This is a genomic window from Anabaena azotica FACHB-119, assembly GCF_014697625.1.
Classification (GTDB): Bacteria; Cyanobacteriota; Cyanobacteriia; order Cyanobacteriales; family Nostocaceae; genus Trichormus; species Trichormus azoticus_A.
The window spans coordinates 170,359-181,842 of sequence record NZ_JACJSG010000011.1 but is presented as its reverse complement, the minus strand read 5'-3'; the positions used below and the strand labels follow the sequence as shown (position 1 = coordinate 181,842).

At 40.4% G+C, this 11,484-nt stretch carries 6 protein-coding genes; 1 reads left to right on the top strand and 5 read right to left on the bottom strand.

The window, feature by feature from the left end:
• The 5 genes from H6G83_RS35265 to H6G83_RS10435 form a co-directional block, all read right to left on the bottom strand.
• On the bottom strand, nt 1–4,016 hold a 4,016-nt coding region (locus H6G83_RS35265; protein ID WP_242044520.1), incomplete at its 3' end, for an Hpt domain-containing protein.
• A 100-nt stretch (nt 4,017–4,116) separates the two neighbouring features.
• Nucleotides 4,117–6,945 (bottom strand): methyl-accepting chemotaxis protein, encoded by a 2,829-nt coding sequence (locus H6G83_RS10450; RefSeq protein WP_190470975.1) that lies wholly within the window; start codon nt 6,943–6,945, stop codon nt 4,117–4,119.
• Between the two features lie 17 nt (nt 6,946–6,962).
• Nucleotides 6,963–7,493, bottom strand: a complete 531-nt coding sequence (locus H6G83_RS10445) for a chemotaxis protein CheW (RefSeq protein ID WP_190470970.1) — start codon at nt 7,491–7,493, stop codon at nt 6,963–6,965.
• 13 nt (nt 7,494–7,506) lie between these two features.
• On the bottom strand, nt 7,507–7,872 hold the full coding sequence (locus H6G83_RS10440; RefSeq protein WP_190470967.1) for a response regulator transcription factor: 366 nt from the start codon (nt 7,870–7,872) through the stop codon (nt 7,507–7,509).
• 316 nt (nt 7,873–8,188) lie between these two features.
• The gene (locus H6G83_RS10435; RefSeq protein ID WP_190470962.1) at nt 8,189–9,382 is read right to left on the bottom strand and encodes a response regulator; all 1,194 of its coding nucleotides are present in this window, start codon (nt 9,380–9,382) and stop codon (nt 8,189–8,191) included.
• 352 nt (nt 9,383–9,734) lie between these two features.
• Here H6G83_RS10435 and hmpF point away from each other — a divergent pair, with 352 nt between their 5' ends.
• Nucleotides 9,735–11,483 carry a pilus motility taxis protein HmpF gene (gene hmpF, locus H6G83_RS10430; protein WP_190470958.1) on the top strand — a complete coding sequence of 583 codons (1,749 nt, stop codon included), beginning with the start codon at nt 9,735–9,737 and terminating at the stop codon, nt 11,481–11,483.
• Nucleotide 11,484 lies beyond the last annotated feature (1 nt).

The window sequence follows — 11,484 nt, the reverse complement described above, 5'->3', positions numbered from 1 at the left end:
TCAGATGAAGGCGTTTCTAGAATACCTAAATCATCTGTAGAGTCAAAAGTGATATCTGTCAGTTCACTTGTTAACTCTGATGAATCAGAATCTGTGATTAGTAAATCAGCACCTAAATCAAGTTCACTGCTTTGTTCGGTCGAAATAGTTTCTAAGTTAGCGAAATCATCTGTAGAGTCAAAAGTGATATCTGTCAGTTCACCAATTAACTCTGATGAATCAGCATCTGTAATTAGTAAATCAGCACCTAAATCAAGTTCACTGCTTTGTTCAAATGAAGGCGTTTCTGGAATACCTAAATCATCTGTAGAGTCAAAAGTGATATCTGTCAGTTCACTTGTTAACTCTGATGAATCAGAATCTGTGATTAGTAAATCAGCACCTAAATCAAGTTCACTGCTTTGTTCGGTCGAAATAGTTTCTAAGTTAGCGAAATCATCTGTAGAGTCAAAAGTGATATCTGTCAGTTCACCAATTAACTCTGATGAATCAGCATCTGTAATTAGTAAATCATCACCTAATTCAAGTTCACTGCTTTGTTCAGATGAAGGCGTTTCTAGAATACCTAAATCATCTGTAGAGTCAAAAGTGATATCTGTCAGTTCACTTGTTAACTCTGATGAATCAGAATCTGTAATTAGTAAATCAGCACCTAAATCAAGTTCACTGCTTTGCTCAGTCGCAGGCGTTTCTAGAATACCTAAATCATCTGTAGAGTCAAAAGTGATATCTGTCAGTTCACCAATTAACTCTGATGAATCAGAATCTGTGATTAGTAAATCAGCACCTAAATCAAGTTCACTGCTTTGTTCAAATGAAGGCGTTTCTAGAATACCTAAATCATCTGTAGACTCAAAAGTGATATCTGTCAGTTCACTTGTTAACTCTGATTCATCAGAATCTGTAATTAGTAAATCAGCACCTAAATCAAGTTCACTGCTTTGTTCAAATGAAGGCGTTTCTAGAATACCTAAATCATCTGTAGACTCAAAAGTTATATCTGTCAGTTCACTTGTTAACTCTGATGAATCAGCATCTGTGATTAGTAAATCATCACCTAAATCAAGTTCACTGCTTTGTTCAAATGAAGGCGTTTCTAGAATACCTAAATCATCTGTAGACTCAAAAGTGATATCTGTCAGTTCACTTGTTAACTCTGATGAATCAGCATCTGTAATTAGTAAATCATCATTTAACTTAAATTCGCTGTTGTCTTCTACTGTTGGCGCAGAAAACTCGATAAATGTCTCTACCCTAGCGAAATCACTTGTATCCTCAAAGGTGATATCTGTTAGGTCATCAGTTAGCTCTGATAAATCAGAATTTGTGATTAGTAAATCATCTCCTAACTCAATTTCACTTGTTGGTTCAACTGTTGATGATGAATGTTCAATAACTGCTTCTGGTTGTTGTAAATCTAGAGTATTAGCAGTTACGAATAAATCATTGTTCTCTACATTTTCTGTACTTTCCAGTGCTGTAGCATCGCCATTGATTTCATTAAATAAATCAACTTCTAAGTCAGTAACTGAAGAGAATTCTTGAACCTGAGTAGTAAATTCGGGAACAAAATCTAATGCTTCTGGTTGTTGTGAAAAATTATGAATCTCAGGGGGAGAAATTTTGCGATCGCCTTCACGCAACTGAATATCAGCGCTAATACTAGAATCATTGGCGCTCAATTCTCCAAATAAATCATTTTCAGTATCTGATGAGAAGATTAAATCTAACTCTTCCTCTTCTTGTAGGAAAGTGATATCTAAATCTTCAGGGTCAAAACTGGTCGATATCGATTGTTGACTTTCAGCATAGATATCGCTAGAAGCCACAGCCGCAAATAAACTTTCTTCTAAAGCCTGAGCTATATCTTCCTGTAATACAGCTTCTATTAATTGCTCTGATTCATCTTCTGTTGCAGAATCCCAGAAATTGTCTAAATCATCTTCTGTTTGTGCAAATTCTGATATTGTGGCTGATGGCAAATCAAATAAATCATTGAGTTCTGATTCATCTTTAGATAGTAGAGGACTTGCTTCTAAGTCATTAAATAAATTACTTAACGATGAATCTTTCGTTGGCGTTATCAGCTTGGGTTCTGAATCATGGGATAATTTTACCTCTTCTAAGCTATCTACATTTATATCTTTTTCTAAGAATAAATTATCACTGTCAATCGCTACTGATGGTAAGGTTGAACTATCTTCATCGAAGCTTAATTCCAATAAATCATCTATAACATCATCAGCATCTGGTAATTTATTGGCTTTTTCTCTAGTTTCTTGTAATATTTCTCCAGCAGTAATTGGCGCTTTAAATAAATTTTGCGATTCTTGATTATCTTGTCCTAAGAAGTTATCACCAAATATTAAACTTAAATTTTCCGAATTACTTGTATCATTTTGAATTTCTTCTTTCTCGTCATCCAGTGAGAGAAACTCAGCTATATCGCTATCAATTTCTTCATGGATGCTGCTAATTTGAGGTGTTTCTCTCTCGTCATCCAGTGAGAGAAACTCAGCTATATCGCTATCAATTTCTTCATGGATGCTGCTAATTTGAGGTGCTTCTTTTTCGTCATTCAGTGAGAGAAACTCAGCTATATCGCTATCAATTTCTTCATGGATGCTGCTAATTTGAGGTGCTTCTCTCTCGTCATCCAGTGAGAGAAAATCAGCTATATCGCTATCAATTTCTTCATTTTCAATTTCCCTAATTTCTCCTCTTAAGTCACCAGCATCTGTAATATTAAGAATTTCTTCTTGTTGCCATGTTTCATCTAGTTCTGGTGTCTCACCTTCAAACAAATCAGCAAGAGTATTTAACTCAGCTAATCCTACTTCTGGGCCGTGAGTGTGAATTTTGCTAGTACTATGTAATGTATGGTCTTCGCTATCAAATAAAATATTTGCTGTTGTGTAGTTTTGTGAGGTTACATTTTGAGGTTCAAGTTGCTCGGAGATTTCAGTTAGGCTAGTAACACTATCTGTTGGTAGTGCAATGGGAGCTTCGAGTTCGAGAGCGACAGGTTCTATAAATGACTGATTGACAATAATGGGAACATCACCAAGTAGATTTTGAGCCACTTCTAATAATGGCATTTCGGGAAAACCCCAGAGTGCTTCTAGGCGGTGACTAATTGTAATTTCCGGTTCTCTACCTTGCAGAACTAATTCTTGCCCCTGTTTAATTTCTGTAATGACAATTTTAGCTAAAGTCAGGTAGGTATTTTCTTGATTAGCGATCGCATTAGCTGAGGCTTTACATAAATTACACCAGTTCGGCAAATTCCATGTTTTACCTATTTTGACCAAATCATTACAGCAGTCCTGCAAATGTTGTCGAGTAGCTGGTGTTGCTGGTTGCTTAAATAATTGCAACATTTCCCTCAGTGTTTGTAACACCTGAGCTTGAAACTCACCCCATTGATCAGCTGCACTAACTGGCGCATATGTTGGCTTAACTGGCGTAGTTCTGTAGATTTCTCCTCCCGTATTCCCCCCATCTTGGCGGAAAAAGATTTCTGTCAGTGTACCCACACTATCTGCGGGGTACGGCTGAGTGGCTAGATGTTCACTAACTCCGCCACCAACACCTTTTTGCACCAGTAATTCCAAATGCTCATGTAGCCATTGAAAAACCGGTTCTGTTTCCGACATCAAAGTGTTAGCCGCTTCTTCTGATAAACCAAACGGCCCGCTTAACTGTTCTAATAAAGCCTTCAGGGTATCGGAAACACCGAGAAATAGAGATTCTAATTTTTGGTCAACTCGAATTGGATTCTCTTTGAGAACTTTAAAACAATCCTCCAAACGGTGAGAGGTGTGCTGAATGCTAGTCAAGCCAAGCATTGCAGCACCCCCTTTAATGGAGTGAGCCGCCCGGAAAACTTCGTTGATCATTTCCGGGTCGTTCAAGGTACTCTGAAGATTGAGTAATCCCTGTTCGATTGTATTTAGGTGATCTCTCGCCTCTTCAATAAAGTAGCCTAAAATCCTCTGTTGTTGTTCCGGCAGCATAGGTCAAATTCTCAGTGCTGAAGTATTAAACCGTCATTTGCCCCACATCTTCAGCCATTGACTAATGACTAATGACTAATGACTAATGACTAATGACTAATTACCTTGTTTCCATTGTTTCCACGCGGAAACGTTCTACGGAAGAAATCAAATCGCGGGATACACCCACTAGGTTTTGCAGCGCACCGGAAACTCGTTGTGCTTCCTGGGAAGTTTCTTGAGCTGTTAATTCCACCGATTGCATTACCTGAGCCACAGCGCGGGATGTTTCCGTTTGTTCTACGGTATCGGTAGTAATTGAGCGTACTAAACTGTCGATGCGGTTTGCTACTTGAATGATATTTTCTAGCGATCGCTTGGCTTCTTCCGCCAGGATTGTACCTTTTATTACCTGTTGTGTGCCTTCTTCCATTGCGGTCATTACGGAGCCTGTTTCGCTCTGGATTTGCATCACAATCTGCTCAATTTCCTTTAAGGATTTGGCTGATTTATCCGCTAACTGGCGGACTTCATCGGCAACGATCGCAAACCCGCGTCCGGCTTCTCCCGCCCGCGCCGCCTCAATACTGGCGTTGAGTGCGAGTAAGTTGGTACGAGAAGCAATCTGAGAAATCAAAGCCACAATCTTAGAAATTTCCTGCGAAGATTCCGCCAGACGTTTTACTTTGCGGGTAGTTTCTGCTACAGTTTCTCGAATTTCTAAAATACCTGCCACAGTATTTTCCACTGCTTCGCCACCTTTGAGAGCGATCGTACTAGCATCACGCGCCACTTTCTCAGCTTCCCTAGCGGCTTCCGCCACCCGTTGAATCGAGTCAGTCATCACCTGCACAGAATTTAAGGTGACACCCAACTCTTCGGCTTGACGTAAAGCGTCACTTGACAAAGCTCTCGCAAAGGTTTCCGAATTTGTCGCCCCCTTGGTAACTTCCTTCGCCGCCACCTTCACCTGCTGTACAATGTCCCGCAGGTTTTGAATTGTCAAGTTAAAAGCATCCGCAACGGCTCCCAGCACGTCGGCTGTCACTTCCGCTTGCACCGTCAAATCACCCCTAGCTGCGCCTTCCACGTCATCTAGTAAGCGAATTACTTGACGTTGTAAATTTTCCTTAGCTTCTTCTTGCTCATCAGCTTTGCGTTGAGCTTCATTGGTGGTAGTAAAAATTACCCGCGCCATTTCATTAAAGCCAGCCGCTAACTGTCCTAGTTCATCTTCCGAAAACACCGTGGCTTGGACATTCAAACTCCCTTGACGCACAGCATCAAATTGTGCTTGTAAATCCTTAGTGGTGCGGCGGATTTGTTTGAGGGTGACGTTCCCCATAAAGGCGGCTGTAGCAAAACCTGTCAACCCTGCTGCTAATGACATCGCCCAACCCGTGTTACGTACAGATTCCCGTTGTTCGGGTCGAGCAATGTTAGTCGCACCAAAGCTAACTACAGCTACCATCAAAGCGGAAAATACGCCGACTGTACCCGCAACTAACCAAGGTTTTCTGTCTAAAGAAGCATTTTCTAATGGTGCTAACCAGCCTTGCTCAACGCTGACATTAGCTTCTACCTTGGAAACATCTGATTGGTTAAATATTGGTACTGCTTCTTGGGAACCAGTGATGGTAAATAGTTCTTCGTCGCGGTCTATAGCATCATTTACAGCCTCTACAGCTTTGCTTTTGGGAATGCTATTAACGTCCGCCGAACTGGAAAGCATCACATCACTGAAGCTAGAATCAGCTTCCACTAAATCAAATCCGGGAATATTACCTAAATCATCAAATTCATCAAAGTCATCTAAAAACTCAATATTACTTTTAGAATTTTCCTTACTGAATACAGCATTCTTATCTTCATCAATTGATGCAGCTTCTGACCCAAAAGCCGATTCAAAGGCTTCAAAATCAAAACTTTCATCAACATCAAACTTACTCATCTCCTCTGTAACACTATTGGCAGATGACGGGGATTTCATAATGAAGCCACTATTACCCGATGTTGGTGATTGTAATATTTCCTCTTGAGAGGCTATTTCCTCTAACCAATTATTTGAGTCAGAATGAGCAATATGATCTAAACTCTCATCAGTCAAATTTTCTAGAGGTATTGAGCCGTTACTCAATTCTTGCTTACTGGTTTTAGGTGATTCCTCTTGGCTGCTTTCTCTTAAGAACTCACTTACAGAAGCTTGTCCAATAAAACTGTGAGTTGTGTCAAATTCGGCAAAAGGTGAGTCAAGATTGCTTGGGCGATCGCTTGACGAATCTCCACTATCTACAGAAATAGTATCAACACTATCTTCCTGCCAAAAAAGAGGTAATTCTAATTCTTTTTTTCCTGACTGAGCGTCTGAATTTTGTGGTTCTTGCTGCCCAATATCTAAAGCAAAAGGATTATCACTAAAAGCTGGTATAGATTCTATAGACTCGGTAGGATTTTCCAAAGAAATGCTATCTATAGGTGTAGCAAATGGATTATCTAAAGATAATTCATCTGTGCTATCCACTGATTCTTCTAAAGAGTTCAAATCTAAACTGTTGTTATCAAAATCGCCAATTGATCCCAAATCTTCTAATTCTGATTCTTCAGGCTCTTTAAACGCAAATGCCCCTAAATCTATTGACTCGCTACTCCCAATCCCCTGTTCGGCAATTACTTGTTGATATTCGCTAATATTGTTTAGACCATTTTGAGCCATGCCAATTAGTTCAAAATCATCCGTCAACTCTATGACTTTTTCATATTCTGCTATTGCCACCTCGAACTTGTGCAGAACATAGTAGACGTGACCCCGCAATAAATGAAAATTCGGTTCATCTGGTACGTTTTCCACGACCTGATCAACTAAACTAGCGGCAACGTCATATTTATGTTGCGCGTAGGCCGTACTAGCCTGGTGATATTTTTCGAGGTATTTGTCTATACTTGCTGCCATTTGCTCCCCTCCCAATTTCATCCTGCCCACCTCGCACTCCGCAAAATTGCTGTTTGGTCAAGTAGTCTTAGAGACTGGTTGTTGTTAGTTTCTAATAACCACTCTCCCCGCAAAAAGGGAGCCATAGTATCCGGTGTGTTTGTAGGCGGCATCAGATTTTGTACATCGAGCCAATCCATACCACCGACTGTTTCCACTGCTAAACCTACGATGGTGTCTTGCTCTTGTACAGCAATCACCGGGATTTCTGCCCTATCTGTGTTTAGCGGAGTTACTTCCCCTAGAAATTGACCCAAATCAGCTACCCAAATTACTCGACCTCGTAGATTTAGAGTACCCAAAAGTAAGGGAGAAGCATTAGGAATCGGGGTAATTCTATCAGGACTCAGTTCCATCACCTCTCGGATACCAGTTGCGGGTAGTGCAAACTCCTGATGCGAGGGAATATAAAACCGTAAATGTAACTCACCTTCGGGACTTTCAACTTGTAATTCAGGACGGAAATGGTCTTGACCACTACCATTTAAAAAGTCCGGTTTGCTGACCATGTTGTTTTCATCCTTATCCTCGCAGTAGTTGTTTGACTGTTCCCACCAATTCAGTAGGTTGGAAGGGTTTGGCTATATAAGCATCCGCACCTTGTTTCATTCCCCAGTAGCGATCAAATTCTTCCCCTTTAGAAGAACACATCACTACAGGGACATTTTGGGTTTTTGGATCTGACTTCAATCGCCGACAAAGCTCATAGCCGTTCATTTTCGGCATCACAATATCCAAGACGACTAGATCGGGAGGTTCTTCTTGAATCGCCTCTAATGCTTCTAATCCGTCGGTTGCATGAGTGACTGTTAAGCCGCTAGCCTTCAGGAGGTCTGTAATCATCTCCCTCTGTGCAAGACTGTCTTCCACAATCAGAACTTTACTCATAAATGGCTATCTACCTCCTGATGTAGACGTTCCTGTTTGGAACATTCCCTGATCTCCCCGCAAAAATTACTGTATAAATTAATTTTATTTTTTTGGTTAATTGTCTAGATAATACTTTGACTCGGAGTAGGTTCATTCTTTGATAACATTTTTTACCTCATCTTTTATAAAATTAACAAGACCAAAGTAGGGGTTAGGGGTTAGAGTCGCTGAGGTTAGGGGTTACATAAGAAAGATTTTGATTTTTTGACTAATTCCCAGTCCCCAGTCCCCAGTCCCGGTTGGTGAGCGCAGCCGAACCACCAGTCCCCAGTCCCTAGCCTCTGATGTATTTCTTTACCAGCATGAGTAATTCATCATTATTAAAAGGTTTGATCAAATAGTCACTGACACCGGCCATCCTAGCTCTAACTCGATCTATAAATTTATCTTTACTAGTCAACATAATCATCGGTATATACCGAAAAACTTGAGATTGGCGGAGCATGGCGCAAATTTCATAACCATTCAATTGTGGTGTGGTGATGTCGCATAAAACTAAATTGGGCTGGAGTTGGGAAATTAGACTCAAAGCCTCTAGGGGATTAGTTAAAGCGATTATTTCCGGTAAAGTGCAGCCCATCGCTTCATAGCCTTGTGCTTGCAAAGCAGACTCTACAGTTTGACAAATGCTTTTGGTATCGTCAATACATAAGATTTTGGCTTTCTTTTGACCTTGTACTAGTTGGTTGTTTTGCGAGTTATTTGTTTGTGCGCTGGTTAGTTTTAACCAACCTTGTTGTACATAAGGATAGATGACTTTGGCAACTGTCAAGATGTCTCGGTTGAGATAACGCGCTAATTGACGTAAGGTAGTTTTCCCATCAGCCCATTGCTTGAGTTTAGTAATTGTGGCTTGTGGGAGTGATGAGTTGTGAACTCTGTCAGCTAACACTAGTAATTGCTCTGGGGAGTGAATATATGGAGATAGCTGATTCCAGCCTTGTAACTGTTGGGTGATTTGAGTAACTAAGGGCGAAATCTCCCAGCTAGTTAATTGGGGTGCGATCGCTGTATCCTGACAGAAGATAAAATAACCTTCCCGTAAACTCAGCAAGTCAAACAATGTCTCACAAATCAAGCGGTAGCCTATATTCTCGGCTATTTTCGGGCTGATGAAATTCTCCTCTAACAATAACCATAGATATTCATATTCTGAAGGATTATGTTCACCTAAGCTAGCAAGTTGCTGCTGCTCTAAACCCGTATCTACGCGATGATGGCGTAAATAATCATCAATTCGTGACAAACTATCCCCAGCTTGACAGTAGATAATTCGACCATTGAGAAAAAAGACCAACCAATAATGTTGCTGGTATTTCCCCGAATAATTAACCTCTGCATCTTCCCCCTCAGCCCTGTTACTCCCGTAAAAACTAGGAGCTTCAATCAAAAGTTGCCCAGTTCGCTGACCTAATTCAATCAATTGCAGAATACTGCGAATGTCAATTTCATTTAAATTTCCTTGCATTTAAGTTAGTCCAGAGTCAATAGTCAATAGTCATTAATTTTTCTCCCCTGCTTCCCCATTTCCCCATTTTTTCCACAACCTAGAGAATATATTTACCCTGAAGCTGTAAATTTCCTTAATAAAATTGAGATAAAGTTAGTGATAACACGGAAGTCATCGTAACCGCCACAAGTACACAATATTAAAGACAACAAGCTATTACCTGTTATAAAAATGAAGACGTTAGCATAACGTCTATAATTAGTTTTGTTTGTCTAATTTCGCTCATTTGTGGCGAAATTAGACAATTTAGCAGATTATATAAGGTATATCTCAAAACACAGACTTTTAAGTACACAAGAGGAAAAGCGGTGTGCTGTATTTAGCAGAAGTACAAAAGCAGAAGGGCGGCTTACTAGGTGGTAGTTCTAAAACTGAATTGAAACTCCTGGCTTGTCAGCGAACCGACCAGAATTGGAGTACTGTGTCGGAAGAAGTAATTGCAGCTGATGAAGCTAGTAAATTAAATGATGGCGCACTGGTTTTGGTGGAACTAACACCAAATCGCCAAGTGCAGAGGCTACAAGAAGCAGGTAGACCTCTGGTCAACATTTTGCAGAACTTTTCCCGACAATTAGAAAAATATAAGCTAAAAGAAGACGAAATTGACCAGTGGAAAGAGTCGCTGACATTCCAGGCCCAGGAATTGAACCGCCGGGAAATGGATATGGAGGCTCGGCTGGAACAGTTACACGAAATGGAAGATGAGTTCCAACGCCTAGAAGCGCAAAAACAGGAAGTGGACTCATCCCGCGAGCAAATTGAAAAGTTGCAAGCAGAAATTGAACGCAACCGCCAAGAATTAGAAGGTGCTTGGGAGCATTTACGGGGTGAACAGCGTCGCCTAGAGGAGCGTCTGCAAGAAGGGAATGTTTTGGATGCAGAGCAAACTAAGGAGATGAGCGAATTACTTGAGCGCTTGTCTAGTCGTATTGCTCCTACGGAAACTGTCAGAGAACACTTGCAGCAAGCTTTTGAATTAGTCGAAAAACAGCAAGCTACTCTTAATCCTCATTGGCAAAATCTCGAACAACAAAAAACTGTAGTTAATCAAAAGCAAGAGGAAGTTAGTCAACTAGAGCAAACATATAGCGATCGCCAAAATTCATTCAAACAAGCACAAGATTCTTTACACCAGCAAACTGCTCAATTAAAAGTAAATACAGCTTCTCTTGCAGGCAAACAAGAAAACCAGCGCATTCTCAAAGAGCAGTTACAATCTCAAGAAGCGTTATATCAACAGATTAACTCTTTGGCTGCCAGTTCTGGTAATATGATGCCTTTCCAAAAAGTTGATGTGCAAGCGCTGGAAAAAATGTCTTTGGATGAATTACAAAAGACAATTCAAGACTTAACAGATAAATTGCAAATAGATTCCAGCTTTGTCCATGACCAAGAACAAGAACTGACATATAAACAACAAACCATAGAAGAATTACAACAAAAAATTAAACAAGCATCTGCACAAGATTTGGTTAATTTGCAAACGGAATTGGCAGAGGAACAAGACTTGTATCAGATGCTCAATGAAACTTTAGTCGGACAACGGCGTAGTTTGTTAGCTAGGCAAAAGTATATTCAGCAACACCAAAATGTACTGCTACGGCGGCAAGGAAAACCTGTTGCAAGTAGCGAAGAAGATAATAGCATTGATTTTAGCCCGATTCTGTTACAAATCGAAACTCAGCGACAAAAACAATCCCAGGAATTACAGCAACTGGAACGAGAAATTGAACAGATGCGTGCGGCGATCGAGCTAGATCAAGGAATGCTGGATAATCAAGTTCATGACCTCGAAGAAAAGCAACAAGAACTGAAAAAGATAGAGTCTGATTTACTGTCTTTAAAAACAGCAACGGCTGAATGTTGGTGTCGGATCAATCTTTATCAAGAAGCACTACAACCAGTCCAAGATGGTGTAGATAAGTTACGCCAAAAATTGCAAGGAATTAGCGAATCTCTAGCTCAAGTTCAAGAGACAGGTGACTATCAATTACAAACTATTGCCGAGATTCGTCAGACTATTAATAGTTTAATACCTCAGCCTGAGTTGGTAGCATAAG